29 protein-coding genes and 1 pseudogene are annotated in these 26,377 nt (G+C 63.8%); 18 read left to right on the forward strand and 12 right to left on the reverse strand.

Annotation, left to right across the window (positions count from 1 at the left end):
- The 6 genes from ACYP5B_RS35270 to ACYP5B_RS35295 all read left to right on the forward strand — a co-directional run.
- A partial coding sequence (locus ACYP5B_RS35270; protein ID WP_459572747.1) for a MarR family winged helix-turn-helix transcriptional regulator occupies positions 1 to 649 on the forward strand: 649 nt, incomplete at its 5' end.
- 4 nt (positions 650 to 653) lie between these two features.
- Positions 654 to 2,741: an FUSC family protein gene (locus ACYP5B_RS35275; RefSeq protein ID WP_400102096.1), complete on the forward strand. Its 2,088-nt coding sequence runs from the start codon at positions 654 to 656 to the stop codon at positions 2,739 to 2,741.
- Positions 2,738 to 2,947, forward strand: a complete 210-nt coding sequence (locus ACYP5B_RS35280; protein WP_267605572.1) for a DUF1656 domain-containing protein — start codon at positions 2,738 to 2,740, stop codon at positions 2,945 to 2,947. Before ACYP5B_RS35275 ends, ACYP5B_RS35280 begins: the two co-directional genes overlap by 4 nt.
- Entirely contained in the window at positions 2,944 to 3,921 is a 978-nt protein-coding gene (locus tag ACYP5B_RS35285) for an efflux RND transporter periplasmic adaptor subunit (RefSeq protein ID WP_459572748.1), read from the forward strand. The genes ACYP5B_RS35280 and ACYP5B_RS35285 overlap by 4 nt, the downstream gene beginning before the upstream one ends.
- Positions 3,918 to 5,372 carry an efflux transporter outer membrane subunit gene (locus ACYP5B_RS35290; RefSeq protein WP_459572749.1) on the forward strand — a complete coding sequence of 485 codons (1,455 nt, stop codon included), beginning with the start codon at positions 3,918 to 3,920 and terminating at the stop codon, positions 5,370 to 5,372. The genes ACYP5B_RS35285 and ACYP5B_RS35290 overlap by 4 nt, the downstream gene beginning before the upstream one ends.
- A 93-nt stretch (positions 5,373 to 5,465) precedes the next feature.
- Positions 5,466 to 6,305, forward strand: coding sequence for a MetQ/NlpA family ABC transporter substrate-binding protein (locus ACYP5B_RS35295; RefSeq protein WP_459572750.1), 840 nt, complete (start codon positions 5,466 to 5,468; stop codon positions 6,303 to 6,305).
- Positions 6,306 to 6,417: 112 nt separating this feature from the next.
- Here the strand turns inward: ACYP5B_RS35295 and tolA are convergent, their stop codons facing one another.
- The gene (tolA, locus tag ACYP5B_RS35300) at positions 6,418 to 7,164 is read right to left on the reverse strand and encodes a cell envelope integrity protein TolA (RefSeq protein WP_459572751.1); all 747 of its coding nucleotides are present in this window, start codon (positions 7,162 to 7,164) and stop codon (positions 6,418 to 6,420) included.
- A 400-nt stretch (positions 7,165 to 7,564) separates the two neighbouring features.
- On the opposite strand from tolA, the gene ku reads away from it, so the two are divergent.
- The 3 genes from ku to ACYP5B_RS35315 are packed head-to-tail and all read left to right on the forward strand — an operon-like array spanning position 7,565 to position 9,636.
- On the forward strand, positions 7,565 to 8,464 hold the full coding sequence (gene ku, locus ACYP5B_RS35305; RefSeq protein WP_400102101.1) for a non-homologous end joining protein Ku: 900 nt from the start codon (positions 7,565 to 7,567) through the stop codon (positions 8,462 to 8,464).
- A 7-nt stretch (positions 8,465 to 8,471) separates the two neighbouring features.
- The gene (locus ACYP5B_RS35310) at positions 8,472 to 9,275 is read left to right on the forward strand and encodes a tetratricopeptide repeat protein (RefSeq protein ID WP_400102102.1); all 804 of its coding nucleotides are present in this window, start codon (positions 8,472 to 8,474) and stop codon (positions 9,273 to 9,275) included.
- 49 nt (positions 9,276 to 9,324) lie between these two features.
- The gene (locus tag ACYP5B_RS35315; protein ID WP_267605577.1) at positions 9,325 to 9,636 is read left to right on the forward strand and encodes a hypothetical protein; all 312 of its coding nucleotides are present in this window, start codon (positions 9,325 to 9,327) and stop codon (positions 9,634 to 9,636) included.
- 105 nt (positions 9,637 to 9,741) lie between these two features.
- Here the strand turns inward: ACYP5B_RS35315 and ACYP5B_RS35320 are convergent, their stop codons facing one another.
- Entirely contained in the window at positions 9,742 to 10,149 is a 408-nt protein-coding gene (locus ACYP5B_RS35320) for an Hsp20/alpha crystallin family protein (RefSeq protein WP_400102103.1), read from the reverse strand.
- Positions 10,150 to 10,164: 15 nt separating this feature from the next.
- Positions 10,165 to 10,605: an Hsp20/alpha crystallin family protein gene (locus ACYP5B_RS35325; protein WP_400102104.1), complete on the reverse strand. Its 441-nt coding sequence runs from the start codon at positions 10,603 to 10,605 to the stop codon at positions 10,165 to 10,167.
- Between the two features lie 382 nt (positions 10,606 to 10,987).
- Between ACYP5B_RS35325 and ACYP5B_RS35330 the strand changes: the two genes are divergently transcribed.
- The 3 genes from ACYP5B_RS35330 (at position 10,988) to ACYP5B_RS35340 (ending at position 12,946) form a co-directional block, all read left to right on the forward strand.
- Positions 10,988 to 12,358, forward strand: coding sequence for an MFS transporter (locus ACYP5B_RS35330; RefSeq protein WP_459572752.1), 1,371 nt, complete (start codon positions 10,988 to 10,990; stop codon positions 12,356 to 12,358).
- A gap of 332 nt (positions 12,359 to 12,690) precedes the next feature.
- The gene (locus tag ACYP5B_RS35335) at positions 12,691 to 12,828 is read left to right on the forward strand and encodes a recombinase family protein (protein WP_459572753.1); all 138 of its coding nucleotides are present in this window, start codon (positions 12,691 to 12,693) and stop codon (positions 12,826 to 12,828) included.
- 1 nt (position 12,829) lies between these two features.
- Positions 12,830 to 12,946 (forward strand): helix-turn-helix domain-containing protein, encoded by a 117-nt coding sequence (locus tag ACYP5B_RS35340; protein ID WP_459572779.1) that lies wholly within the window; start codon positions 12,830 to 12,832, stop codon positions 12,944 to 12,946.
- Positions 12,947 to 13,305: 359 nt separating this feature from the next.
- On the opposite strand, the gene ACYP5B_RS35345 is transcribed toward ACYP5B_RS35340, so the two are convergent.
- The 4 genes from ACYP5B_RS35345 to ACYP5B_RS35360 all read right to left on the reverse strand — a co-directional run bounded on the left by ACYP5B_RS35345 (position 13,306) and on the right by ACYP5B_RS35360 (position 15,266).
- Positions 13,306 to 13,857: a hypothetical protein gene (locus ACYP5B_RS35345; protein ID WP_400102109.1), complete on the reverse strand. Its 552-nt coding sequence runs from the start codon at positions 13,855 to 13,857 to the stop codon at positions 13,306 to 13,308.
- Positions 13,858 to 14,133: 276 nt separating this feature from the next.
- On the reverse strand, positions 14,134 to 14,337 hold the full coding sequence (locus ACYP5B_RS35350) for a hypothetical protein (RefSeq protein WP_459572754.1): 204 nt from the start codon (positions 14,335 to 14,337) through the stop codon (positions 14,134 to 14,136).
- A gap of 19 nt (positions 14,338 to 14,356) precedes the next feature.
- Entirely contained in the window at positions 14,357 to 14,566 is a 210-nt protein-coding gene (locus ACYP5B_RS35355) for a DUF2188 domain-containing protein (RefSeq protein ID WP_400102107.1), read from the reverse strand.
- A gap of 418 nt (positions 14,567 to 14,984) precedes the next feature.
- A complete protein-coding gene (locus ACYP5B_RS35360) occupies positions 14,985 to 15,266 on the reverse strand; it encodes a hypothetical protein (protein ID WP_459572755.1) in 282 nt (93 codons plus the stop codon).
- Positions 15,267 to 15,706: 440 nt separating this feature from the next.
- Between ACYP5B_RS35360 and ACYP5B_RS35365 the strand changes: the two genes are divergently transcribed.
- Both ACYP5B_RS35365 and ACYP5B_RS35370 read left to right on the forward strand, forming a co-directional pair.
- Positions 15,707 to 16,126 carry a BON domain-containing protein gene (locus tag ACYP5B_RS35365; RefSeq protein WP_459572756.1) on the forward strand — a complete coding sequence of 140 codons (420 nt, stop codon included), beginning with the start codon at positions 15,707 to 15,709 and terminating at the stop codon, positions 16,124 to 16,126.
- 289 nt (positions 16,127 to 16,415) lie between these two features.
- A pseudogene (locus ACYP5B_RS35370) lies at positions 16,416 to 16,558 on the forward strand (acyl-CoA dehydrogenase family protein); the annotation flags it as partial.
- A 178-nt stretch (positions 16,559 to 16,736) separates the two neighbouring features.
- On the opposite strand, the gene ACYP5B_RS35375 reads toward ACYP5B_RS35370, so the two are convergent.
- Entirely contained in the window at positions 16,737 to 17,594 is an 858-nt protein-coding gene (locus ACYP5B_RS35375) for a MipA/OmpV family protein (protein ID WP_459572757.1), read from the reverse strand.
- 634 nt (positions 17,595 to 18,228) lie between these two features.
- Here ACYP5B_RS35375 and ACYP5B_RS35380 point away from each other — a divergent pair.
- Positions 18,229 to 20,013: a SulP family inorganic anion transporter gene (locus ACYP5B_RS35380; protein WP_459572758.1), complete on the forward strand. Its 1,785-nt coding sequence runs from the start codon at positions 18,229 to 18,231 to the stop codon at positions 20,011 to 20,013.
- A 691-nt stretch (positions 20,014 to 20,704) separates the two neighbouring features.
- Here the strand turns inward: ACYP5B_RS35380 and ACYP5B_RS35385 are convergent.
- Entirely contained in the window at positions 20,705 to 21,589 is an 885-nt protein-coding gene (locus ACYP5B_RS35385; RefSeq protein ID WP_459572759.1) for a LysR family transcriptional regulator, read from the reverse strand.
- A 129-nt stretch (positions 21,590 to 21,718) separates the two neighbouring features.
- Between ACYP5B_RS35385 and argC the strand changes: the two genes are divergently transcribed.
- The 3 genes from argC to ACYP5B_RS35400 all read left to right on the forward strand — a co-directional run bounded on the left by argC (position 21,719) and on the right by ACYP5B_RS35400 (position 24,147).
- Complete coding sequence (gene argC / locus ACYP5B_RS35390; RefSeq protein ID WP_459572760.1) at positions 21,719 to 22,648, forward strand: N-acetyl-gamma-glutamyl-phosphate reductase; 930 nt, start codon at positions 21,719 to 21,721, stop codon at positions 22,646 to 22,648.
- A 328-nt stretch (positions 22,649 to 22,976) separates the two neighbouring features.
- Complete coding sequence (locus ACYP5B_RS35395) at positions 22,977 to 23,543, forward strand: antibiotic biosynthesis monooxygenase (RefSeq protein WP_400102194.1); 567 nt, start codon at positions 22,977 to 22,979, stop codon at positions 23,541 to 23,543.
- A 382-nt stretch (positions 23,544 to 23,925) separates the two neighbouring features.
- Positions 23,926 to 24,147 (forward strand): aldehyde dehydrogenase family protein, encoded by a 222-nt coding sequence (locus ACYP5B_RS35400; RefSeq protein WP_459572762.1) that lies wholly within the window; start codon positions 23,926 to 23,928, stop codon positions 24,145 to 24,147.
- Between the two features lie 106 nt (positions 24,148 to 24,253).
- Here the strand turns inward: ACYP5B_RS35400 and ACYP5B_RS35405 are convergent, their stop codons facing one another.
- The 3 genes from ACYP5B_RS35405 to ACYP5B_RS35415 all read right to left on the reverse strand — a co-directional run.
- The gene (locus ACYP5B_RS35405) at positions 24,254 to 24,892 is read right to left on the reverse strand and encodes a hypothetical protein (RefSeq protein ID WP_459572763.1); all 639 of its coding nucleotides are present in this window, start codon (positions 24,890 to 24,892) and stop codon (positions 24,254 to 24,256) included.
- Positions 24,893 to 24,996: 104 nt separating this feature from the next.
- A complete protein-coding gene (locus ACYP5B_RS35410; protein ID WP_459572764.1) occupies positions 24,997 to 25,851 on the reverse strand; it encodes a 3-hydroxybutyryl-CoA dehydrogenase in 855 nt (284 codons plus the stop codon).
- Between the two features lie 129 nt (positions 25,852 to 25,980).
- Positions 25,981 to 26,377, reverse strand: a 397-nt coding sequence (locus ACYP5B_RS35415) for an acyl-CoA dehydrogenase C-terminal domain-containing protein (RefSeq protein ID WP_459572765.1), incomplete at its 5' end; no start/stop codon positions are given.

Raw genomic sequence — 26,377 nt, forward strand, 5'->3', positions numbered from 1 at the left:
ATATCCGCCGTATATCAGCGCAGCCGCGTATCGGTCCCCGCCGCATCCGCATTCAAGGCCAGCCCGCAAGCTTGCCAACTTCTACCGGCGAGGGTTCGTGTGCCGAATGCACCGCCCGATACCTGCTTCGATTGCTTTGTACGGTGATAATTTGCATCCTAACTATATGGCTGCTATCATTCCGTCCATGCCTTCAATCGACACCCTCCGTTTCGCCTTTACCGGCCAGCTCATGCTGGCCGGCCGCCAATGGCGCCACATTTCCCAGGGTGCCGTCACCGCCTACGGTATTTCCGCCGCCGCCGCGGGGCCCTTGCTGTTTATCCGCCGCCTTGGCGGCGGCGTGCGCCAGGTCACCTTGGCGGACTATGTCGGGCTGGAAGGCGCATCGCTGGTGCGCCTGGTTGACCAGCTCTCCGCGGCGGGCCTTGTGCGCCGGGAAGTGGATGCGAACGATCGCAGGGCCAATGCGCTCTGGCTCACCGATGCCGGCGAGGCCCTTGCCGAAAAACTCGAGGCTGAGCTCAAGCATCTGCGGGCCCGCGTCTTTGCTGACATCAGCGAACAGGATTTCGAGGGCGCCATGCGCGTGCTCAATGCGCTCGCCCGCGCAGCCGAGTCCACCCCCAACACCGTTTCCGGGTCGTAAGAACATGGTTAGCTGGCCCACCGGACGGGACTGGATCTTTTCCCTCAAAGCCTTTGCCGCGGCCATGCTGGCGCTGTTCATCGCGCTGTACCTCGGCCTGCCGCGCCCGTACTGGGCCATGGCCTCCGTGTATATCGTGGCGCATCCGCTCACCGGCGCGACGCGTTCCAAGGCGCTGTATCGCGTGCTTGGCACGCTGCTTGGCGCAGCCGCATCCGTGGCCATCGTGCCGCCGCTGGTCAATGCGCCGGTGCTGCTGATGGCTGCGGTGGCGCTATGGACCGGCATCCTGCTCTATGTCGCGCTGCTGCACCGTACGCCGCGCAGCTATGTGTTCATGCTGGCGGCCTATACGCTGCCGATGGTGGCCTTGCCCTCGGTGAGCGATCCCGGGGGCGTGTTCGATATCGCCGTGGCGCGGGCCGAGGAGATCTGCCTGGGCATCCTGTGCGCGAGCATCGTCGGCTCGACCATCTTCCCCGCCAAGGTAGCCACGGTGCTCGGCCAGAAATCCGGCCAGTGGCTGGCGGACGCCGCGCTGTGGGCCACCGATATGCTCTCGGCCCATCCGGCCGCGAAGGTGTCGCGCCATCACAGCCGCCATCGCCTGGCCGCCGACATCCTCGCGCTCGACCAATTGATCAGCCATCTCTCCTACGACGCCGAGAGCGCCGCGCGCGTGAAGCACGCGCAGGAGCTGCGTGGCCGCATGACCATGCTGCTGCCCGTGCTGTCGTCGCTGGCCTCCGTGGTGGATGCCTTGCACCAGCACGCCGCCGGCATTCCGCAGCGCCTGTCGCACAATATGGCGCTGGTGTCGGCGTGGATCAGCGCGGGCGCGCAGGCGCCGCTGCCGGCGTTGCAGCTATCCCCGGACGCGCCCATCGCCGACGCCGGCCTGGAGCCCGGCAGTGCCGGGCCTGACTGGCCCTCGGCACTGGCCGCCACCGCCGAGGGCCGCCTGCGCGAGCTAATGGAGTTGTGGCAGGACTGCGTATCGCTGCAGCGTCGTATCGGCGAGGCGGCACCGGAGGGCGACTGGGCGCCCGTGTTCCAGCGCTGGGGCGTGGGCGCCGCGCGCCACTACGATCACGGCATGCTGTTGTTCTCCACCGCCACGACGGCGCTGGCGATCTTCAGCATGGGCATGGTGTGGATCTGGACGGGCTGGGCGGATGGTGCCGGCGCGGTCGCGCTGGGCGCGGTGTCGTGCTGCTTCTTTGCCGCGATGGACGAGCCGGCGCCCATGATCCGCTCGTTCTTCCGCTGGAACGTGGTCTGCCTGGTGCTCGCCACTATCTACCTGTTCGTGGTCCTGCCGAACGCGCACGATTTCGAAATGCTGGTGCTGATGTTCGCGGTGCCTTACCTGATCATCGGCGTGATGATGGCGCAGCCCCGGCTCGCGCTGATCGCCATGCCGCTGGCCGTGGTCACGGCCAACGATATCGGCATCCAGGGCGCCTACAACGCCGACTTCAACGCCTTTTTCAATGGCAACGTGGCCGGCATCGCCGGCATCCTGTTCGCACTGGTGTGGACCCTGGTGGCGCGGCCGTTCGGGACCAAGGCCGCGGTGCGGCGGCTGGTGCGCGCCAGCTGGGGCGACATCGCCCGCAACGCCACCGGGCGCGAGCCGGGCGAGCACGCGCACTTGCGTGCCCGCATGCTGGACCGCCTGGCGCAACTGGTGCCGCGGCTGGCGGCCAGCGAGGATGAAACCACCGGCGACGGTTTTACCGAAGTGCGCGTGGAACTCAGCACGCTGGCGCTGCAGCGCGAACTGTCCGCGCTGGCGCCGGAGCACCAGCACTCGGTGCGCCGCGTGCTGCAGGGCATCGCCAGCTACTACCAGGCACGCCTGGATGCCCGTGCCGACACGCCGCCGCAAGTGCTGCGCGACCGGCTGGGCAAGGCGATCCGCAAGGTTGCCTCGCGCGCCGACCACGCTTCGCGCGAAGCCTTCGCCGCGCTGGTGGAGATGCACGTCGCGTTGTTTTCGGCAGCACCCGCGGCGATGAGCGCGGCTGGTGCCCAGCCCGCAGGCCAGGCGGCAGACCCAATGAGCAAGCAAGCGAGCAACAAGCAATGAGCGGTGAAGTCGACGTCTATGGTGTGTTTGTCCCGAGCCTGCTGGCGTGGATGCTGGTGGCGTTCGTGATCACGGCTTGCGCGCGCGCCGTGCTGGCGCGTGTGGGTTTTTATCGGCTGGTCTGGCACCGGTCCCTGTTCAATCTGGCGTTATATGTGATCGTCCTGGGCGGCATCGTCCACCTGGTCTATCGGCTGCAGTCATGAAACTGAATCTTCGTACGCTTGGACCCATCGTCCTTACCCTTGTCGTCACCGCGGTCGCGGTCGTCGTCGTCAAGCACCTGTGGGATTACTACACGGTGGCGCCATGGACCCGCGACGGCCATATCCGCGCGGACGTGGTGCAGATCGCGCCGGACGTGTCCGGGCTGGTGACCAAGGTCCTGGTCAAGGACAACCAGCGCGTGCAACGCGGGCAGCCGCTGTTCGAGATCGACCGCGACCGCTTCGCGCTCGCGCTGCAGCAGGCCCAGGCCACCGCGGCGGCGCAGAGTGCCATGCTCGCGCAGGCCCGCCGTGAGGCACGCCGCAGCCAGACCCTGTCCGAGGTCGTCTCCAAGGAAGTGGTGGAAGAAGGCCTGGCCAAGGTCCAGCAGGGCGAGGCCGCGCTGGCGCAGGCGCAGGCCGCGGTCAACCTCGCCAAGCTCAACCTGGAGCGCACCAGCGTGCTCAGCCCGGTCGATGGCTACCTGAACGACCGGCTGCCGCGACTGGGCGACTACGTCAACACTGGCCGCCCGGTGCTGTCGATGGTGGATGCGAACTCCTTCCACGTGGAAGGCTACTTCGAGGAAACCAAGCTGCAAGGCATCCATATCGGCAATTCGGTGGACATCCGCATCATGGGCGAATCCCGCGTGCTGCATGGCCACGTGCAGAGCATCGCCGCCGGCATCGAGGACCGGGACCGCACCAACGGGTCCAACCTGCTGCCGAATGTGAACCCGACGTTTAACTGGGTCCGCCTTGCGCAGCGTATCCCGGTGCGCATCGCGCTGGACGAGCCGCCCGCCGACCTGCGGATGGTGGCGGGCCGTACCGCGACCGTGTCCGTGCGCGAACCCTCGGCGCGGGACAAGGTGCAGGCCGAGCCGCAGGACCCGAAGGGCCAGGAGGGCCAGAAGGACAAGCTCGCGCTGGCCGGCAAGGGAGCCGCTAGCCAGGGAGGCGCGCAGTGAACACGTTGCGCAAAGCCCTGCTGCCGGCACTGGTGCCGCTGCTGTTTGCTGCCTGCACCACCGTCGGTCCCGACTACCATGTGCCGGACAACGCCGCCGTGAAGGCGGAAGCGGCCAACGGCCCGCTGCTAGGCACGAACAATCCCGTCGTATCGATTGCCGAGGTGCCCGATGGCTGGTGGCGCCTGTATGACGATCCCAAGCTCGACCAACTGGTGCAGCAGGCGCTCGTCGCTAATACCGATCTGCGCGTGGCAGCGGCCAACCTGAAGCGCGCCATCGCGGTCTACCACGAGGTGGAGGCGGAGAACCTGCCGGAAGCCAAGCTCTCCGCCAGCGCGGAGCGCGGGCAGATCGCCGGCGAGCCGCTGCTCAAGGAAGAGAAGATCCCGGCGATGAACTTTGGCGATGTCGGCTTCAAGGTTTCCTACCTGATCGACTTCTTCGGCAAGCTCGCGCGCGCCGATGAGGCGGCACTGGCCGGCGCGCAAGCCAGCCAGGCGGCGCTCGACCAGGCACGCGTTGGCGTGGTGGCCGAGACCGTGCGTGCCTACGTGCAGGGCTGCGCCGCCACGCATGAACTCACCGTGGCTGAGCATCAGCTGGAGTTGCAGCGCCGCGGCGTCGAGCTGGCCCGCAAGATGGTCGATGCCGGGCGCGGGCAGCCGGTGGACCTGCTGCGCTCCCAGGCCCAGGCCGACGTGCTGCGCGCTGCCTTGCCGCGCTTCAAGGCCGAGCAAGAGGGCGCGGCGTACCGGCTGGCGGTGATGCTGGGCAAGCCGCCCAGCGCCGCCTCGCAGGCCGAGTACGCTTGCCACGAAGAACCCAGGCTGCGCCAGGCGCTGCCTGTGGGCGACGGCGCCGCGCTGCTCAAGCGCCGGCCCGACGTGCGCCAGGCCGAGCGCGAGCTCGCCTCCGCCACGGCCAAGATCGGTGTCGCCACGGCGGATCTGTATCCGTCCATCCGCATCGGCGCCTCCGCTGGCTTTACCGGCATCCTGGATCACCTCGGGCAAGCGCCGACCGCGCACTGGGGCTATGGTCCGCTGATCACCTGGAACATCCCGACCAGCGGCACGCGCGCCCGCATCCACGGCACCGAAGCCGGCGCCGAAGCAGCACTCGCCCACTTCGACGGCGTGGTGCTCAAGGCGCTGCGTGAAACGCAGTCGGCGCTGAGCAGCTATACGCGAGAGCTGGAGCGCACCCAGGCGCTGCGCGATGCTCGCGACAAGGCCAATGAAGTCGCACGGCAGAACCGCCAGCTTTACCAGGCCGGCCGCTCGCCGTACCTGTCGAGCCTGGACGCCGACCGCACGCTGGCCAGCACCGAGGCGTCGCTGGCGGCGTCGGAAAGCCAGGTGGCGCTGGACCAGATCAATCTCTTCCTTGCGCTGGGCGGTGGATGGCAAAATGCGCCCAAGGTCGAGTCGCGCACGATGAGCGAGTGAGGCGCATTGAACGCGCACTGAACGCGCGCTGGGCCGTCATCATGGCTAAAGCCATGCAAGCTTGCTTGCATGGCGCAAAGGAACACAAGCAGCATGCCTAACTTCTCTGGTTTCTCTGGTTTCTCTTATCCCGCCCTCCGTAAAGCGCTGTCCATCGCGGTAGCCACGCTCGGCATCGTGGCATCGGGCGCTACGATGGCGCAGGAGCAGACCCTGCGCGTCGGCACCGTCAGCGGCCCGGACGCGCAGGTCTGGCAGGTAGTGCAAAAGGCCGCCAAGCGCCAAGGGCTCAACATCAAGGTCGTCGAGTTCAACGACTACGTGCAGCCCAACGCCGCGCTCGACGCCGGCGACCTCGACGCCAACAGCTTCCAGCACCAGCCCTACCTGGACAGCCAGGTGAAGCAGCGCGGCTACAAGATGGTGAGCGTGGGCTACACGTATATCTCCCCGCTGGGCATCTACTCGCAGAAGCTGAAGTCCCCCAAGGACCTGCCGCAAGGCGCCAAGGTCGCCGTGCCCAACGACCCCTCCAACGAGAATCGCGCGCTGCTCTTGCTGGCCGCGCAAGGCGTGATCAAGCTCAAGAGCGGCGTCGGCACCAACGGCGTCAACGCAACGCCGCTGGATGTCAGCGACAACCCCAAGAAGCTGAAGCTCGTCGAGCTCGATGCCGCGCAACTGGCGCGCTCACTGCCCGACGTGGCAGCGGCGGTGATCAACACCAACTACGCGCTCGCCGCCGGCCTGCAGCCGACCCGCAACGCCATCGCGCTGGAAGACATCCACAGCCCGTACGCCAACATCATCGCGGTACGCACGCAGGACAAGGACAAGCCGTGGGTGAAGAAGCTGGTCGCCGCCTACCAGTCGGAAGAGGTGCGGCAGTTCATGAAGAACGAGTTCAAGGGTGCGATGGTGCCGTCGTTCTGATTGGGCGGGCTACCGGCAACATTCAATAGCCCCGGTTGCGTTGGCCCAACAGTCAAGCCCCTTTCGGATCGCAAGCTCCGAAAGGGGCTTTTGTTTGTGTTGTGGCAGGCGGCTACTCCCTTGGCATGAACGTGATGTTGACGCCGGGGGGCGCCACGCCGTTTTCGTCGCGCGGCAGCGGATCGGATCGCTCCACCGCGCGCAGCACGGCGTTGTCCCAGCCGGCATTGCCACTGGACTTGGTCAGCCGCACCGACAGCAGCGAGCCGTCCGGCGCCATGCGCACCGAGACCACCGCGGCCGGGTTGCCGGCAATCTCTTCGGTAAAGATGATGTTCGGCTTGACGCGGCGGCGCACGCGGTCCGCGTAGCCGGGCGAGGCATTGCCACCGGCACCGGCGCCTGTGCCCGCGCGGCTGCCCACGCCACCGGTGGTGGGGGCGCTGTTGGCCATGGCCTGCAGGCGCGCCAGCTCGCTCTGGCGCTGTTGCTTCAGTGCGGCCTGCCGCTCCGCTTCGCGCGCCTTGTGTTCGCGCTGATCAGCCTGCCTGGCTTCCTCGGCCGCTGCAGCCTGCTTGCGCTTCTGCGCCTGCAAGGCGATGTCGGCGTTCTCATCCGGCTGCGGTTTCACCACGGGTTCCGGCTCCACCGGCTTCGGTTGGACCACCGGCTGGGGCTGCGAGATGTCGGGCACCGTGTCCCACAGTTCCGCCTCCACGCCAGCCGGCGTGCGGCTTTGCCAGTGCACCCCGTAGTAGAGCAGCATGCCCAGCAGCAGGTGCATGAACAGAGCCAGCAGGAAACACTTCAGCGTTCCTCGCTCCTGTACCAGTTGATACGGATAGGCAATGGTCTTCATGACGCGCGGCAGGCCACGTGCGGGCGATGCATAGTCAATGCTCTGTCACTTTTGAATCACTCTTGAATCCCTCTCACATCCCAGTGAAGGGAGTCGGTGCGGTGCTTTGTGCGCGAACCCGCGCATGGCATCACTCTATGCAGCTTAGGTCGGCATCGTTGCGGTAGGCAAGCGGGATTCCGTGGGGGTGCCAGCCAGCGCCAGGTCCAGCCTGGCGGTTGGTCCGTCCCATCGCAATATTTACAGATCCCCACCGCACCGCTTGCACGCCTCAACCGCAACCTGACCCCAAAAAGTGCCGCCTCAGCCATCGCCCGCGCAGCGGCCGACGCCGCTTTGCCGGGCACGGTCTAAGCTATATGGGAAAGATCCCGCCCCCTTCCTTGCAGGGTGATTCGCCATGGCCGCTCGCTCCATTGCTTCCCTTTCCCTCAGCTTCGGGCTTGTCTCGATTCCCGTGAAGGTGTACGCCGCGACGGAAAGCAAATCGGGCGTCGGCTTCAACCTGCTGCACAAGGGGTGCGGCTCGCGCCTGAAGCAGCAGTACATCTGCCTGCGCGAGGACGTGGTGGTGGAGCGCTCCGAGATAGTGAAGGGCTACGAGTTCGAGAAGGATCACTATGTGGTCTTCGAGCCGGAAGAACTGGATGCGCTGGAGGCCGAGGCCCGCCATACGATTGACATCGTGTCGTTCGTGCCGGTCGGCGCGATCGATCCGATCTACTTTGACAATGCCTATTACCTTGGACCGGACAAGCGCGGGGCCAAGCCCTATGCCCTGCTGACCGAGGCGATGCGACAGACCGGCACCTGCGCGCTGGCCCAGTGGGTCTGGAAGGGCAAGCAGTACATGGTCCAGGTGCGCGCCGGGGACGATGGCCTGATCCTGCAGCAGTTGCTCTATGCCGACGAGGTGCGCTCCATGGCCGACCTGCATGTCGAGAAGGCGGAGGTGCATGCCGCGGAGCTGTCGCTGGCGCTGCAACTGATCGAGCAGAACACGGTGGCCAGCTACGACCCGGCTGCGTACGCGGACGAGGAGAAGGCGCGGGTGCTCGCGGCCATCGACAAGAAGATCGCGGGCAAGAAGATCACCGTGACGGAACATCGCGAGTCCAGCCAGGGCGCGGAAGTCATCGACCTGATGGAAGCGCTGCGCGCCAGCGTTCAGCAGCGCAAGCGCGCCGCGGGCAAAGCGGGCGCGGCGCCGGATGCGCCGAAGGCACGCAAGACCGCGCGCCGCGCGACGGCCGCTGCTCCGGCACCCGCGCCCGCGCGCCGCGCCGCAGGCAAGAAGTAATCGGGCAATGACGCTCTATACGATGCGCGAGATCCAGGCCTTGCTCGGCATCCCGCGCTCGGTTGCCGCCCGGCTGATCGCGGATGGCGTGGTCACGCCAAGCCGCGGCGCGCGGCGCGAATACCTCTTCACATTCCAGGACATGGTCATGCTGCGGACCGCCAACTCGTTGCACGAGGCGCAGATCCCGAGCCGCCGCATCTCGCGCGCGCTCTCGAGATTGAAGGCATCCAGAGGACAGGAAGCGCCGCTGACTGGCGTGCGGATTCGCGCTATCGGCAACGAGGTGGCAACCCGTGACGCAGTCCGCCAGTGGCAGGCGGAATCGGGCCAGTTGCTGATGGACTTCGAGCCGGATGAGGCCGCCGCCGCCGTCCATTCCATTCATCAGGCTCCGGCCACCGAAGCGAGCGCCTGGTTCCAGGCAGGTTGCGAACTGGAGGCCGAGGCGCCCGACGAAGCGGAGCAGGCGTACCGCCGCGCGCTGTCGCTCGATGGGGGCTATCTCGAGCCCTATCTCAACCTGGGCTGCATGCTGTGCGACGCCGGCCACTTCGGCGAGGCCATCGCGCTCTATCGCTGTGGGCTTGCGCACCTCCCCCGCGAGCCGCTGATGCATTTCAACCTGGCGGTCGCGCTGGAGGATGACGGCCTGCAAGCAGAGGCGCTGGCCAGCTATGCGCATTGCATTGAACTCGCGCCGGAATTCGCGGATGCCCATTTCAATGCGGCCCGGCTGTATGAGTCGATGGGTGACGACATGCGGGCGATCCGGCATTTCAACGCGTACAGGAGGCTGCAGCCGCTTTGAAAAGCCAGCCGTCTTTTTGTAGGATCATCGCAAAGGAGGGTACTGAATCATGAAGCAGGAAAACTTTGCGCGAGCACCGTTTGCGCCAGGGCAACCTGTCCTTGGCGAAGTGGTGGCCGTTGGCGCGATCCGCCCGGAAGCGGGCGACCTGGTTGCCGTGCGAAGCCGGATCGATCCACAGGTCGAATTCAACACGCGCCTGACACTGCCTGTGCCCGACGGCACGTGGAAAGCCGTGGTGTTCAGTATCGATCGCGCCGGCTGCGCGCTGGTGGAGTTCGGCGGCGTCAAGCTGGACGACGAGGTAGAGATTTCGATGGATCACTTCGTGTCGGTGCTCAAGTGCATACCGCCGCAGTGACGCAGTGAAGCTCCTGGCGCGACGCGACGGCGCGTAGCGATAGCCGGCACGGAAGGGGAGCCGGAAAGGCGCCGCCACTCCATGCCGGCGATCATGCTAGCTGTGCTAGCCCACGGTCACGGCGATGCGGCGAGGGCGCGCCTCGTCGCGGCGCGGGATGGTCAGCTTCAGCACGCCGTCCTGCAGGTTCGCCTCGATCTTCGTGGCGTCCAGGTCCGGGCCCAGCGCAAAAGTCCGCGTGAAATGCGGCTGCCGGATCTCGGCATGCTGGATGCGCAGGCCCGCTGGCGTGGGCACCACGGCCTCGGCATCGATCTGCAGGTTGCCATCATGGACATTCACTTGCAGCTTGTCCCTGGAGACGCCGGGAAGATCCGCCCATAGCACCACGCCAGCAGGGGTTTCGTAGATGTCCACTGCAGGCACCAGCGGCGTCCTGGACGCGGACTTTTCGTCTTGCCGCTGCGTGACCGCGCTCTCGTCGCGCCTGGCGACTTGCGTCATATCGGTCATGGCAATCTCCTGGTGTTACTGAACGGTGATCGCGCGGGGCTTGGACGCCTCCCGCTTGCTTACGCTGATCGACAGGCAACCGTTGGCGTAGCGCGCATTGACCTTGTCGGGGTCCGCCGTCTGCGGTAGTTCCACGACTCGCCGGAACGTGCCGGCAAATCTTTCCTGCGCATAGGGCCGCACCTCCGGATCGTTGCCCGAAACCACCGGCTCGCGCTCGCCGGCGATGGTCAGCAAGCCCTTGTCGATCGAGACTTCGAACTTGTCCTGCGGGATGCCGGGGGCAAATACGACGATCTCGATCGATTCGTCCGTCGCGCCGATATTGAGCGGCGGGAACGCGCCGTAGCGGGCCGAGCGCAGGCTGGACGGAAAGCCGCCGAACAGGCTCGCCATTTGCCGTTGCAGGCGATCGAATTCGCTGAAGAGGTCCGTGCCATAGAAGGGATCGCTCATGATCGTTTCCTCCTTCAAGCGGGCAAGGCGGTGAACAGGCGAATGGGCTACTGCCCACCCCCATGCCCTGAGCCACTACGAAGAATGCAGCGCTTGATATCGCGACTGCCCGGGCGAAATCAAGTTAGTACTTTTCCGGGAATTTTCAAGAAGGCGTCAAGAGGGCGTCAAGAGGGACCACTCATTGCCACATTCCGGCCGGTCGGTGGGCAGAGACTGTATGCCCTCACATCGGATCACAACGCGCATGCAGGTTCCCTGGTTCTGAGCCGACGTCGGGTAGACGTTACCTGGTTCGCTATCCACCCCTTCCGGCTATTGGCTGGCAGGAACCCCTCATTGTGCAAATTGTCTATACGGCATATCGCCGGGGAGATGCCAAATGGCTGCCACGCAAGCAGGGGCGATGCCCCTCTCCGATCAGGACGCTCGGCGCCAGTTGCGCCGAGCCGTCATCGCCAGCACGATCGGTACCACGATCGAGTGGTACGACTTCTTCCTCTACAGTACGGTGACCGGCCTGGTTTTCGCGAAGCTGTATTTTCCGGAGTCGGATCCGGTCGTCGGCACACTGCAGGCTTTCCTTATCTATGCGGTCGGCTTTGTAGCACGGCCGGTAGGCGCGGCCATTTTCGGCCACTACGGCGATCGCATCGGACGCAAAGCCACGCTGATCGTGACACTGTTGTTGATGGGCCTCGCCACGTTTGCCGTGGCCTTTGTCCCTACCTATGCAGAGATCGGCATCTGGGGCGCCGTCGCGCTCACGGTGCTGCGCTTCATTCAAGGTGTGGGCGTCGGGGGCGAATGGGGTGGCTCGGTCTTGATGTCGATGGAATGGACCCGCACCAACGCGCATCGCGGCTTCGTCGCATCTTGGCCCCAGTTCGGGGTGCCGGCGGGACTGTTCCTGGCAAACCTGGCAGTGCTGGCCATGAGCGAGATCTCTGGCAGCGGCTTCCTCACCTGGGGCTGGCGAGTGCCGTTCTTCATCAGCATCGTACTGGTCGCGATCGGCTTCTACATCCGCTTGAATATCCTCGAGACGCCTATCTTCGCGCGGCTTTTGGCCGAGGGCAAGATCGAGAAGACGCCGATGCTTGAGGTGTTGCGCCGCCAGCCGAAGGATATCCTTCTCGCGGCCTTTGCCCGCATGGCCGAACAGGCACCTTTCTACGTCTTCACCGCCTTTGTCTTCACCTATGGCGTGTCGACACTGGGCGTGACACGCAACCTGTTGCTGACGGCGGTGCTGGCGGCTTCGGTGCTGGAATTCGGCACCATCCCGTTCTTTGGCCATGTTTCCGATCTGATCGGGCGTCGGCGGATGTACATGATCGGTGCGGCCGTGGTCGGCGTATTCGGTTTCCTCTATTTTGCGATGGTCGGCACCAAGGATCCGATGTGGATCTTCTTGGCCATTGTGCTCTCGCTGGTACCGCATTCGATGATGTACGGTCCCCAGGCCGCTTTGATCGCTGAATCCTTCACGGGGCGCCTGCGTTACAGCGGCGCGTCCTTGGGCTACCAGCTGGCTTCGGTCATTGCCGGCGGCCCTGCGCCGCTGATTGCAACCGCGCTCTTCGCTTACTACCATTCGGGCTATGCAATCGCGGGCTATATCCTGGCGTGCGCGGCGATCAGCCTGATCGCCGCTTCGCGGCTGGGCGATTACACGAACAAGGACATCTCGCAGGAATACGATGACGCGCCGACGACGGGCGATAGCGGACACGCGACCCCAGTTGCATGATCGATCCGCTTGCCGCTGCTCCGGTCAACGCGCCCGGGTAAGAGGCTCAGGTCGGGTCCAGTACCTCATGGTGGCGTTGAAGCGGTTGCCAGCACGGCCTCGCCATGCACGGTGGCGAAGACATCGGCCTGCGGCACATCCTGCGGTGCAACGGGAAAACCCCTGGGTGACGCAGAGACGGCGTCTGCCTGTTCTCGTCGGGAAGCATGAGGTGCCGCGCAAGATCGTCACCGACCAGTTGCTCGGTTAATCGGCGCTGAAGGCTGAGATCTTCGAGCTGGCGGGCGTCAAGTACGTCTGAAAGCCTGACGTTCACCGGCGATGACTCTCCGATGGTGAACCTGATGTTGTCGGTGATGGGTGCCTTCGCCGAATTCGAGTGCGCGCTGCTCCGCGAGCGTCAACGTGAGGGGACCGCGCTGGCGAAGCAACGCGGAAGCCTATCGCGGCCGCAGGCCATCGTTGTCTGAGGTGCAAGTTGCCGAGCTGCGCCGCCGCGTGGAGGCCAGCGAACGCAAGGCCCAACTCGCGCGCGACTACAGCATCAGTCGCGAGACGCTGTATCAATATCTGCGCTCGACCAAGTAAATCTTGCTCTGTGAATTGTTCACCCAGGCACAGCGCTTCCAGCTGTACGCCTGAGGGCGCCTCGGGCACAGGGCACGACTGATGAGCACAACTTTAGTTGAAATTTAGAGACAACTTTAGTCGTGTGAGCGATTCGCCGCCCCCGGGCGGCCTTCTTGCCACATCGCTCCATGCCAGTCATTACCAATATCGGCATGCGCTTTCGGACCCCGGATCGCGCCGGTGGAGCAGCTGGCCCGTCGTCGCGGCCGCCGTCAGCCTCACCCCAGACCTTCAGCAGCACGATTACCGTCTGCGGGGCGCTATTCCTGCGTTCGGCAAGCCGAACGAGACCGGCATCGGGATGACGGCCGGGTCTGTTACAGCGGTGCGGGCTGTGTCGGGGAGGGCTGCGTTGGCGCGGCCGGCTTCTTGTCGCTCGTGCCACTGTAGGTGAAGTACTTGGCCTTGGCGCCCTTGGCCCAGTACGCCAGGGTGAACTGCTTGCTGTCGCGCGCGTAAAGCACCTCGAGGCTGCCGTTGGCTGCCTCCCACTCGGCGTAGCCGTTCTCGGCATTGGGTTCGGTCTTGCGCTTAGACTCGTAGCGGGCGTCGAGCTTCTTGCTGACCTCTTCCAGCGCGGACCGATCGAACGTCAGGGAAATGAGCGCCACCGTGTCCTGGGCGTCGCAGTTCACGATCGCGCGGGTCAGGCCTGGCAGATTGAAGCGGTCCAGATGCTTGATCTCCACCGTGTCCCCGCCGGCCCACGGCGCCACGCCAGTCTTGACGCGATTGGGACCGGGCGTCATCCGAGCGCACTTGGTCTTGCCAAGCTCAAGGCCGAGGGGCGCCGCATCCTTGCCTGGCGGTTGTGCGTAGGCGGCGATCGACGCCAATAGGAGGGCGGAGAGGAGGGTGGCCTTCTTCATCATGGTTTTGGCGAGATTCAGGAATTCGAAACGGATATGAAGGAGATTTTACGGCCTGATGCCCCCTCGCCCAACGCGCGCACGCTCTTTATTCCCGTCCACTTTCGAACTGGTGAGAGGCAACGACCGTTACCCCGGCCGTAACGGCCGTTCGCACAACCTCGTCGGGGCGGCAGTCATCGAGGAAATGCTCCCCGTAATGTGCGTCGGGAAAGCTGTCATTGAGCTATGACCGGCGTGCCAGATTCTGACCCATTGCCCGCAGCCCGCGGGCAATTACTGACCGTCGCCGAGAGGGAGGATGGCCAGATCAATGGAGGCTGCCGCACGCACGCCAATGACGATCAGGGATAGTAGGCCTGCGAAGCGGGCGATTATCTTGGCCAGGACCCGTGCCATCTCCGGTGGCAAGGCATCGTCCTGCTTGACGTCTAAGCCACTGCCGTGGGGTATGGCGGGGAAACTTGCTTTGTTTGCCATGGCGCTGGCTCGAACCGGGTCATGCTGCCTGGGGTTCGGCCGGACGAATGCAGTGAGTTCGTCCGCTGGGTTCCTCGATTACGAGATCGACGCCATGGCGCACCGCTAGGGTTTTTCCAACACGCACGGCTTCATCCTGGCATTCGAATTCGAGGATTGCTGTAACTGTGCCACGGACTTTCAAGATCCAGCCAGTATGCCCGGCACAAACCATCAAGTCTCTTCGCATTGCAGTTCCTCCTGAGGGATGACTGGAGTGTAGGAAAGGCAGGTCATAAGTGCCGTCGGGCAACGTCCTACCTGGCTGGCGGCACCTCTGAAAGCCGTGTTGGAAGAGGCTGACGATGCGGCAAGGCGGCCGCTAGTTAGCGCCCTTTGCCGATAGTGTCCAGAAAGCGGCGCCCGTGGCTGGTGAGGTGCAATTGCCCTTGGTCATATCCCGGCCCATCCAGTGCACGAGTTGCTGACGTACCAGAGCACTGAGGTTTGCGGGGTCTAGTTCGGGCTTCTCGTCAGTGTTATCGAGAGCATCAAGGCGGCGATTTCATTTGGACTGAGCATCTTCGTCTCCTGATTCGTTCTGCTTGAGGGGAGGGAAGCGCGCCGCACGCAAGGATGACAGAACGCGTGGGCTGGCGCCGTGGCGGTCATGCTGTCGACTGCAGCCATTGCCAGTAGTCGCATTGCTCTGTCACGGTGACCGGCAACACACTCGCTTCGCAGCAGTCAAAGATTTCCACGATGTCGAACTGAGTCGTCACCTCGCGGCCCATACTTAGACGATACGCGCGCAAGCCGTCATGCACTTGCGGAGAGCTGCCGATGGCGTACACATTCAGGCTCGATCCGTGACAGTGCGGATACAGACCTTCCAGAGCCAGCACTTCCCGAATTTGGCAAAGCGCTTTGAAGAAGCCAGTTGCCGTCACATCGATGGCCTGATCACGCTAGTGAGCCTGCAAGCGACAGTTTGGGAACTTGCCAGAACCTCGAAAGCGAATCCCCTCTTTGTCATGGCCACCAATTAGCATGGTGTGAAAATTGAACATGGCATGAGACGAACGAAGCCCGGCCCGATGGGCCTGTTCTCGTTATTCAGGGATAACCGAAGTGTAGGGCGCCAGCAGCGGGGCGGCGTCAGCGTATTTCCTACATTGCATGGTTAGGGTTAGGCACTTGTCAGGCGCGCGATCGCGTGCACTGCCCCGCCAATCGCAATACCTGTTTCAGGGTGTAACGTAGGCAAGCCCGCCGCGGAACTCCCTCCTTTTCTGGATTGTCATTCCTGTATAGAGCGCGCGGCGAACTGCCGCGACCTGAGCGGGTCGCTATGCGCTGCGACCTGCAGAAGTACCAGCAGGAGACAGTGATGAAACCAATCCAAAAGATGTGCCTTGCTAGCATTGTCGGATTGCTTGCTGCTTCGGGCAATGGGATTGCTTGGGGAGACGTGGGCACAATCCTGGCTGCAGCGGAGGGTGCGCCTGCCATGAATAGCCCCGCTGGATCGCCGGGGCGTCCCGAAGCACCTAGCGATATGACGAAACCCGCGCCCTCCGCGGAATCCACGACGAAACTCAGCGACAGCGCGATCACGATGAAGGTGAAGGCTGAACTCCTTGCCACGAAGGGACTCCGGTCCACCGGAATTCGAGTGAAGACTGAGAACGGGGTTGTGCATCTCGATGGCAAGGTGCAGAGCGACTCGGAGAAGCTGACGGCTTTGAACGCTGTCCGTGCAATGGAGGGTGTGCAATCGGTATCGGATGGTCTACAGGTCGGGAAATAGCGCATCGAAACTAGGCTCGAGCCATGTGGCCCCACTGCTCTGACGCTGGTCGCGGGACTATCCTACGTGCTATGGGCGTTGATGTCGGCGACGCTGTAATCTGGGGCGCGCGGTGCCGGTTCGGCCGCCATGAGATCCGGCGGATTAAGGGTTAGCGGGCAAGCACTTTGTCCCTTGTAGATTCGTCGTAGGGTGTGCAGATTTCGCACGCGGCTGCACTACGATCTCCTCTATGAGTGGCGGTGGCCGCGCAGGTGGCAAGGCTGGAACGGCATTTGCGTCGGACTTCTTCAGCCATGCCGCCCATGCCGCGGCCGTGACGCGCATCGCCAGTGTCAACATCGCTGCAGCGGTGACTGTCATGGTGCCCCGAACTCGCTCGGCCCGTCCGAGCTGCTGGTGCGTTACGGTACCGAGGCACAGAAGAACCACTAACATCCGGGTGAGCATGACGAAGTGCGTTGTTGGCCAGCGGAACGCGCCGGCGGCCCCGGAAGTCAGGTTGATGCCCTGGGGCCGCTCCCTTCGCATTGGAGCCGGCGTGGCTCACGATGCTGGCTGGTAGCTCGTCGCGGTAGTGTAGTGGTACAGCGAGGGTGCCGAGGGCACATCAGTATTGGTAGTGCAGCGAAAGATCGACGACCGTATTGGTCGCCTTCTGCGTGATCGGACTGTGCGCCGCCGAGCCTGCGAGTTGGCCGACCGCAACGTCGCCGGTGACAAACCAATTCTCGCGAAAGAACCAGATCGCGGAGATGCCCGCGCCGTATGACTTGAGGCCCGCATCGGCCTTGTATTGCGGATAGCCCGAGCGCGTCGCCTGAGCCGAGGTGACGCCGAACCACCGGCTCATGTAGCGCGCATCACCGAAGGTGACGGTAGGGCCGGCAAACCAGAAAAAGCGCTCCGAGCTGCCGGGCAGCGGCAGGTAGGCGCCGATATCGCCGATCCAGCCGTCGGTGCCGCCCAGGCTGCGCCGCACATCGATGCGCACCACCAAGGGGAATGACGCCGACACCACATACTCGCCAAAGAGCTTGGTCTCAACCGCAAAATTGATGTTGCCTAGTCCGTTGAGACGGCCGGGATCGTCGGCCATGCGCCGGCCCAGGTTGTAGCCTATCGCCACCCCCGCGCGCCAGTGGTCCGCCCACAGCAGGTTCACGCCGATGCCCTCACCGGTGGAAACAAAGAACAGGTCGCGGTAGCGGATATCGAAGCTGGGGCCCGCGAGCACGTGATAGCGCTGGGTGCCTTCGTAATACGGTCGCAGGCTGGTGGCGGCCCCAACCTGGACCTGCCAGTCGGGCACCTTGGCCTCGTACAGTTTCATCAACGGGACACCGGCCGAATATTGCCACTCGGGCAGCGGCGACGGTGTCTGCGCGCGAGCGCTCAAAGCGGCAGCCGCCAGGCCCACCAGCAGGGCAGCCGGCCACCGGGCCGCAGTATTGCTGTTATCCGCCATTCGTCCTCCGTCACTGGGCTGATTGGCCGCGCATAAAGCCGGGCCTGTCGCCGACTAGCTCCATCGAGCCTCGGCGCCCGGAGCAAAGGGCATTCGGGTATGTCTTCCAGCTTCAGGCTGCCACGCTTACTTTGCGTTAAGACTACAAAATCCTTGCGGCTTTTTCAAAGCGCAGCTACGCCGCAGTGGTGCACCCGGTGCGGCGGTGCCGGCGCCGCCATACTTTGCCTCCGCCGGCCTAGCGGGTTAAATTGCGAAGAAAGGCCCGCCACCGGCACGAAGCCGTGAGGCCGGGCACGCCGGAAGCCGTCACGGTCGGCAGATCGGGAGACTGCGGTAGGCGCTTGTGCGACGCGATTGCCAGGGCCGGCAGCTTGCCGCTGCGGGTCCAGGACGACCCAGGCGCCCGCGGACCAACGCCCCCCTTTCTCCAATATCAGCCAGAAGACCGCCCTCCCGGAGCAGCACAAGCGCGTAAACGAAAGAACCCTTTCACCGGCGAGGATCAGTGGTTCGCTGCGGACGCTTAGATTCGCCCCAAGCCGGATCTAGCCGTTACGCAGCTTGCTTGTCAAGCCTCTTCGTTTTGCCAGGCGCTAGAATGTGGACCGGCGCCTTCGAACAAAGCAGGGATATGAACTGGCTCCCTAATCGTTGCACACCGCCTGCCTCAGGGTTGGAAGGTCACCTGCTGCGCCTGGTCCCAGCCCTTGCGACGCTGCGCCACTATGAAAGAGCCTGGCTGGCGAAGGATCTGTTCGCCGGGCTCGCGCTTACGGCGGTCATGATTCCGGCCGGCATGGGTTACGCCGAGGCGGCGCATTTGCCCGCCATCGCCGGGCTCTACGCCAGCATCGCGGCTCTCGTCGCCTACGCCGCGTTCGGGCCCAGCCGCATTCTCGTCCTTGGCCCCGACTCCGCGCTGGCGGCGTTGATCGCCTCCATCGTGCTGCCGTTGGCTGGCGCCCACCCCGAGCGGGCGGCGATGCTCGCCGGCATGCTTGCGATCCTGTCGGGCGCGCTGTGCATCGGGGTAGGACTGTTCCGCCTTGGCTTTGTCACCGACCTGCTATCCAAGCCGATCCGCCAGGGCTATGTGAATGGCGTCGCGCTCACGGTGCTGATCGGCCAAGCGCCGAAGCTGCTCGGCTTCCAGGTGAGCGGAGACAACCTGTTGCAGGAAGCATCTGGCCTCTTCCAGGGCCTGATGCACGGCGACGTGAACCCGGTCGCGCTCGGCATCGGCGCGGCCTGCTTGCTGCTCATTCTCGGTTGCAAGCGCTGGCTGCCGCGCGTGCCCGGCATCCTGGTCGCGGTGGCGGGCGCCACCGTGGCCGTGGCGCTGCTCGACCTGGACCGGCGGGCGGGTGTCCCGGTCATCGGCTCCCTGCCGCAAGGGCTGCCGGTGCCGCGCATACCCGCTGTGTCGCTCGTTGACCTGTGCGCCCTGCTGCCCGGCGCGGTAGCGGTGGCGCTGATTTCGCTGGCCGATATCAGCGTGCTGTCGCGGATTTTCGCCGCACGCGGGCAATACGCTGTGAACCGCAACCAGGAACTGATCGCCCTGGGCGCTGCCAATTTGGCTGCGGGCCTGCTGCAGGGTTTCCCCGTGACGAGCAGTTCGTCGCGCACCCCGGTTGCCGAAGCCGCCGGCGCGCGGACACAGCTCACCAGCGTGATTGCCGCGCTGAGCGTTGCCATGCTGCTGCTGTTCGCCCCCGCGCTCTTCCGCACCTTGCCCAATGCGGCGCTGGGCGCCGTGGTTGTCGCGGCTTGTCTCGGCCTGTTCGAGATGCGGAGCGTGGCGCGTTTGCTGCGCCTGCGCCCCAGCGAGTTCGCCCAGTCGATGGCCTGTTTTGCGGGCGTCGCACTGCTCGGCGTGATCCAGGGCATCTTCATCGCGGTGGCCCTCGCCCTGCTGGCGTTCATCTGGCGAGCCTGGCGGCCCTACGATGCCGTGCTGGGCCGCGTCGACGGCCTCAAGGGTTACCACGATATCGTCCGGCACCCGGAAGCACGGTGCATTCCGGGGCTGGTCCTGTTCCGCTGGGACGCACCGCTGTTCTTCGCCAACGCGGAGATATTCCGCGACCACGTGCTGCGCGCGGTGAGCCAGGCCTCGACTCCCACGCGGTGGGTCGTGATCGCCGCGGAGCCCATCACCGATGTCGACGTCACCGCCGCGCAGACGTTGGCGGAGTTGCACAAGGCATTGAGCGAATGCGGCATTGAGCTGTGCTTCGCCGAAATGAAAGGCCCTGTCAAGGACCGGCTGAAGCGCTACGGCCTGGTTGCCGCGCTCGGCGCCGATCACCTCTTCCCTACCATCGGCGTGGCAGTGGACGAGTACCTTGCGCAGCACAAAGTCGAGTGGCGCGACTGGGAAGACGAGGCAGCAGCCGCTCGGCGCAGCGAGTAAATTCCGCCACGCTTGGAATGCCAATTGCTGATCCCTGCTAGCGCGGGGGCTGACGCACGGTTAGTTGGTGAGTCCTATGCGAGGCGAAACGCGGCTGGTATGACCTTGGCCCCGGCGCGCTTGTGCCAGGGGTGCTGCCCTAAAGTGCATGGATGTAGTCGGAGTCGCCCAAGCAGAAGGTGCGCGAGTCGCGGCGGAGGCTGAGGAAACCTGCTTCGTCTCGATCTGGACAGCAGGCGGGCCGTTGATTTCCAAGACCGCTGCCGCGAGTTTCGCCACGGTCGCCCAAGCGGGGAGGCATTTGCGGGGGTCCTAATTTCAATGGAAAGGCGTGGAGGCCATATACCGAGCTCGTCTTCTTGCCAAAGTCCTGCGAGATCGGGGTTCGTTTCGTGCGCCTGGCGCAGGAGCAGCAGGCTCAAGCGGGAACAATCTGACGCCCCAACTGATTCATGAAGGGATCCGCATTCGCATCGCTTCCAAGCGGTCGATCGCGGACGTCTGCCGTCGGCACGCCGCACGGAGGTCTTTTTCGGCCGATGAGCCGCTGTTGGCTCGAACGGCGCCGGACGGCTCTTCCCGACCCAATATTCGGTCAGTCAAATTTCTACAAACCGGCCATTCGTTCGTCGTGGCGTGCAATAAGGACACTGTCCCAGCGAGAACGAACCGAAGTGGCAAATGGCAACTCCTACGCCAATCGCAGATCCCACAACACATCAAGTACGTGTTGCGTGGAACGCTCAACGTACCCCGCACGATGTGCAATGCCGAGCCGACGCCACAACGCCGGGCGCAGCGCACGCATGACAATGCGCCCGTCGGGTAATGGCGTAGTGGCCTCATGGGGCAACAGCGCTGCGCCGTAACCTGCCGCTACCAGACTCTTGATCGCGTCGTTGTAGTTGAGCTGAATGCGCGGCGCAGGATGGTGCCCCCCGGTCGCGAACCACTCTGCAGTCAGACGCGAGAGACGCGTGGTCGCGTCATTGAGAATGAGAGGTTGGGCGGCGAGCCATTCAGGCGTGACGCGGGCCGGACACCGCCAATGCGCCGGCACAAAGGCCATCACGGGGTCGCGGCGCCAAGGCTTTATCACGAGTCCAGCCACCGGAGGCTGAGGCAGTGCGACCAGCCCAACATCCAGCGTTCCATCCGCCAGTCGGGACAGCGTTTCCTGCGAAGTGAGTACTGCAACCTGAATGTCGATAGCGGGATGGTGCTGGCGCAGCACCTCAAGCGCTTGCGGCAACAGGTGCGCGATCACGCCAGTCGACGCACCGAGCCGCGCGCGCCCTTCGAGCCCCTGCACCTGGCGTTGAATATCGTCTAACGCCTGCTCCGCATCGGCCAGCAGTCGACGCGCGCGCTCCACCAGCACCTCTCCTATCGCCGACGGCCTTACATGTCCGCGCTTGCGTGACAGGAGCGGAGCTCCAATGCGGTCTTCGAGTTCAGCGATGTGGAGGCTGACCGTTGGCGGCGCCAGGTGCAATGCACGCGCCGCATCGGCAAATGAGCCACGGTCGGTAACGGCGACCAGAGTGCGCAAACGGTCCAGGCTGATCTCTCGCATGTCGGTGTCCAGATTCAGAAAAACTGAATATTCACGTTATGAAATACAACTTTCCCTATTCTAGCGGTCGATGGAACATAGGGGCTCGTTCTACTTGTTACAACCCACAGTCACCGGAGTATTCCACCTATGAGCTCTCCCGTTGTTTTCATCGACGGCGACCAAGGCACCACCGGGTTGCAAATCCACGAACGGCTGCGCAACCGGACCGACCTTAGGCTGTTCACGCTTGCCGCTGCGGAACGCAAAGATCCGCGGCGTCGCGCAGAAGCCATCAACGCCTGCGACATCGCCATCCTCTGTTTGCCTGATGCCGCCGCGCGCGAGGCAGTGGACGCCATTGTCAATCCTGCCGTCAGAGTAATCGACGCAAGTTCCGCCCACCGCACACAGCCGGACTGGACATACGGCTTTCCGGAAATGACGCTGGGACAGGCTGAGCGCATTGCGAACGCACGTCGGGTCACCAATCCCGGTTGCTATCCGACCGGTGCAATTGGCTTGCTGCGTCCCCTGTTGCAGGCTGGGCTCATACCAGGCAACTACCCTATCAGCATTCATGCGGTGTCGGGCTACTCCGGACGCGGGCGTGCCGGCGTGGAGGAACATGAGGGGCAGGGTGCCGTCAACGCGCCTTCATACCAGGTATATGGTCTGGAACTCGCGCACAAGCACACCCCGGAGATCCAGCAGCACTCCGGGCTCGCGCAGCGTCCCATCTTCGTCCCTGCGTTGGGTGCGTTCCGCCAGGGCATCGTGCTGACGGTGCCCTTGGAGTTGCGGCTGCTGGCACCCGAGGTGGATGGCGCCACGTTACACGCATGCCTCGTACGCCACTATGCCGAGGCGGCCCACGTACGTGTCTTGCCGCTGCATGAATCGTGCGCCTTAAAGCACCTGGATCCGCAAGTGCTGAACGGTACGAACGACATGCGCTTAAGCGTATTTCCTAACATGGAACACAGGCACGTCCTGCTGTCCGCGGTTTTCGATAATCTTGGCAAAGGCGCGTCCGGCGCTGCGGTTCAGAACCTGAACCTAATGCTCACGCAGCAATAGTGGCCGATGGCTTGAGCTAACGTTCGGCCGCACCCATATGCTAACGATTGTTGCCAATCTGGTCGTGGCCGTCGAATGTCTCATACTGGCCGGAAGCCGACGATGAGTAATCAGGAGCCGCCTGTAAGGGCCGGATGGCCCAAGGCACGCCGCGCACAACATAATCGGCGCCGATTGTGGGAAGTGAATGCGCCTCGCATCACTGAATTGCCGCCGCACACGCATTCCGCGTAAGATGTAAAGGTCCAGCCACAGTGCCGTCGCCAAGCATGTCAAAGCGAATCGCATACGCATCGCTCGGCGGTCACCGCCATCCACCGGGAGCGCGATGAACCCGACCACCTTCAATCCGCAGGAAATCGTGACGAGCATCATTGTCCACGAGGTCGAACCCGACGCCGCCGAGCAGTACGAAACGTGGCTCGCGGACATCCGAGCCGCGTGCTCCAGGTTTTCCGGCTACCTAAGCACCGATGTGGTCCGTCCGGTCGGCATGAGCCGCGAGTATGCGACCATCGTCCGCTTCGCCGACTTCAGAAGCCTCAACGCTTGGATGGAATCCGATGTGCGCCGCGAACATATTGAGAGAATGCGGCCATCGCTGCGGCAAGGCGACCGATACGAGATCAGGACTGGCCTCGATTTCTGGTTCACTCCAAAGAACGCACCGGTCAAGATCCCAACCGCGTGGAAGCAGTGGCTCATCACGTGGAGCGCCATCCTGCCGCTCAGCATCGTCGTACCATGGAGCGTCGTGCCGGTGCTCACGCGCCTCGGCTTCGCCCATGACTCGTTCATCGACAAGGCAGCCGTGACGGCGGCAATCGTGTTTCTGATGGTTTACGTGGTGATGCCGCGCTATACACGGCTCGTTGCACACTGGCTGTTCAAGTGACCAGTGCGTACTTGGCGCGCTGCAGCGGCGCCCGGGCCGCGCATCGTGCGTTTGCGCGTGTCGTCATGCGTGCACCGAGCGTGCTACCGAGTTGCGTCCGCATCGCCGGCTAGTCGCTCCTGCGCGAAGATCGGCAGGGATCCGCCATCCCGTCGAAGCGGGTATGCATCGTGGGCGGCCGGCGCAGGCCTGCACCTATTTGTTGTTTATTGCACAACTGACCGCCAGCCCTTTCGTATCGCTCAAGTCTTTCCCCGCAGCTTGTAAGGCCGCCCGCATTCGACCAGAGCGGATGGCCGACAACCAGTCCTCGTTCTCGATAAACGTGCCCGTGGGATTTCCAGGGTTAGCGATCTAGACGAGGGCAGTATGTTCATTAATCTTGCCCATCACGATTCTGTCGGATGTTCAGCCTGATATGGAAATCGCTCGAGAAGAGGTCTTCGGTCCAGTGCTGGTGATTCTCCGGTACAAGTCCGAGGCCGAGGCAATCGCGCTGGCCAATGGCACGAAGTACGGCTTGTCTGGCGCAGTCTGGGCGGGCAGCCCTGAGACAGCCACTTCCTTTGCGCGGAACTTGAAGACTGGCCTCAGCGACGTATAGCGTTTCATCTTGCTGCCTTAGCCAGAGGCCACAAAGAGGGCCGCCGAAAACTGTTGGCGTCAACTCTAGGCCCATCGGTCCATAACGACGTACAACTTCGGCAACTTCAGGTCTCCCCGTATGTGAGACTGCCAATGCTTTCGGGGCGGGAATGGTTGGCCTTCCCGATTTCAATCTTGATGCGCGCTGTCTGAATCAGATCGATCATACTGCTTCGCGACTGTGATCCGGCGTAGGCTCGCAACGCGCGAACGCAGCGGCGCAGATCATCGACGTCGTCAGGAGTGAGAAGTTGCCCGGTGTGCAGCGTTCCCGCGACGCGCATGAGTAGCCCGCTGCCTAGACAAGAAGCGTCTCGCAACTGAGCGATCCGGAATACTTCGGCCATGCGCCACATTTCTGCCACCGGGTAATACAGCCTTCCATCTGGCAGCAAGTGCACCAGTACACCAGTTGCGGACGCATCCACGACGCCTTCCATGTGGATCTGTTCGACAAACCGTTCAAGGGGGCCAAAGTACTCATCCAGCCACCATGGCGGAATACGCAATGAACCAATCCGCGCCACCTTTCGAGCCTTGTGGGTTTTTCGGAGTGTCTTTGAACGACTCATGAACTTATCCTTGCCTCCGGCATTCGCTTGTTGCTCGATACCGGAATTCTGAGGCGAGCACGCAGCAACCACTCTTCGGGCGATCGCCTGCACCGGAACGGAGGCGATCTGCTCCGATGTCTTCTGCAGCACGCCCAGTGCCCCGAGCGACGTCGCGCGGAACTGCTCGGGACAGTGGTCATTGGCCTCTCCTTGCTCTGGCCTGGCCGCCGATCAAGGGAGCAAACCAGTGGCGGTTACTTGCTGTAGACGTACACCCCACGCCCGGTCTTGCGGCCCAGATAACCCGCCGCGACCATCTCGCGCAACAGCATGGCCGGACGGTACTTCGGATCGGCGAACTCGGTGTAGAGGACTTCCATCACGGCCAGCATCGTGTCCAGGCCGATCATGTCGGCCAGTGCGAGCGGTCCGATAGGATGGTTGCAGCCGAGCTTCATGCCTTCGTCGATTTCCTCGGGCGACGCCAGCCCCTCGCCTAGCGCGCAGAACGCTTCGTTGATCATCGGGCACAGGATGCGGTTGACCACGAAGCCCGGACTGTTCTTGACCGTGATCGGGTACTTGCCGAGCGTCTTGGCCAATTCCTCGACGGCGCCGCGCGTAGCGTCGCTGGTCTGCAGGCCGCAGATCAGTTCGACCAGCGCCATCATCGGCACCGGGTTGAAGAAGTGCATGCCGATGAAGCGGTCGGCACGCGACGTCACGGCCGCAAGCTTCGTGATCGAGATCGACGACGTGTTCGATGCCACGATCACGTCCGGTCCGACGATGCTGTCGATCTGCTTCAGGATCTTGACCTTGAGATCGTAGTTCTCGGTGGCGGCCTCGATGACAATGTCGGCCTTCTTCAAGTCCTCATACGACGTGCTGCCATGGATACGCGCCAGCACGGCAGCCTTGTCGGCCTCGGTGGCCTTTTCCTTCTTGATCAGCCGGTCCAGGCTGCCCCCGACGGTGGCGATGCCCTTCTGCACGGCGGCGTCGCTGATGTCGACCATCACCACATCCAGGCGCGCGGCAGCGCACGCTTGCGCAATGCCGTTGCCCATCGTGCCGGCACCCACGATGCCCACTGTCTTGATTGCCATGTCGAACTTCCTTGCGTTGTTGGGGATTTGTGTGACGCCGCGCAGCAGGTCATGCAGTGCCTTCTGCCGCGGGATCAGCACTTGCGCAGGGCAAGTGCATTCAGAACTGGACGGCGCCCGCAGTCAGACTCAGAACTGCGCCTCCGACAGCGCATTGACCGGCGCCGAACCACTGACGACAGCATCGCGCAGTGCCGAAGCTTGCGACAGGATGTGTTCCGCATAGAAATGCGCGGTCGCGATCTTGGCGTCGTGGAAACTCGGATCTTCGCTGCGCTTTGCGTCGGCCGCCAGCATCGCGCGGCCCAGCTGCCAACCCGAGAACACGATGCCGCACAGCTTCAGGTAAGGCACGCTGCCGGCAAAGACTGCGTTCGGATCGGACTTGGCATTGACCACCACAAACGCCACCACCGCCTCCAGCGCGGCACGGCCCTTGGCCAGTTGCGCCTGCACCGCGGTGAACGCCGCGCCACCATGCTTGCCCAGCGCGGCCTCGGTTTCGGCGATCTGCGCGCAGATCGCC

The sequence above is a fragment of the Cupriavidus sp. 8B genome, assembly GCF_054589115.1.